Source organism: Aequorivita sinensis (assembly GCF_006346335.1).
GTDB lineage: Bacteria > Bacteroidota > Bacteroidia > Flavobacteriales > Flavobacteriaceae > Aequorivita > Aequorivita sinensis.
Genome location: NZ_VDMC01000062.1, coordinates 1 through 715, shown reverse-complemented (window position 1 = coordinate 715; position 715 = coordinate 1). Strand labels below are relative to the sequence as shown.

The window sequence follows — 715 nt, the reverse complement described above, 5'->3', positions numbered from 1 at the left end:
AAATGGCACGGATTATCAGGCATCAGTAGATTTTGATGGCTTAACCTCCGGTACTTATAGTGTAACGGCTCGAAATACTTCAGATCCTACGTGTGTTTCTACAGCTTTATCTGTAACGATTAATGATGTACCAAATGCACCAGCCACACCAACTGCTGATGTAGTTCAACCAACGTGTGCAGTACCTTCAGGTAAAATTTCAATTACAGCTCCACTAGGTGCAGGATTTGAATACAGTATTGATGGCACGAACTATCAGGAGTCAGAAAACTTTATTGACTTAATCGCTGGTACTTATAGTGTAACGGCTCGAAATACTTCAGATCCTACATGTGTTTCTACAGCTTTATCAGTAACGATAAACGATGTACCAAATGCACCAGCTACACCAACTGCTGATGTAGTTCAACCAACGTGTGCAGTACCTTCAGGTAAAATTTCAATTACAGCTCCATTGGGTGCAGGATTTGAATACAGTATTGATGGCACGAACTATCAGGACTCAGAAGACTTTATTAACTTAATCGCTGGAACTTATAGTGTAACGGCTCGAAATACTTCAGATCCTACATGTGTTTCTACAGCTTTATCTGTAACGATTAATGATGTACCAAATGCACCAGCTACACCAACTGCTGATGTAGTTCAACCAACGTGTGCAGTACCTTCAGGTAAAATTTCAATTACAGCTCCACTAGGTGCAGGATTTGAATAC

The 715-nt window shown here is 40.4% G+C and carries 1 protein-coding gene; it reads left to right on the top strand.

The window, feature by feature from the left end:
• The coding region (locus FHP04_RS14550; RefSeq protein ID WP_158319155.1) for a hypothetical protein at positions 1-715 on the top strand (715 nt) is incomplete at both ends.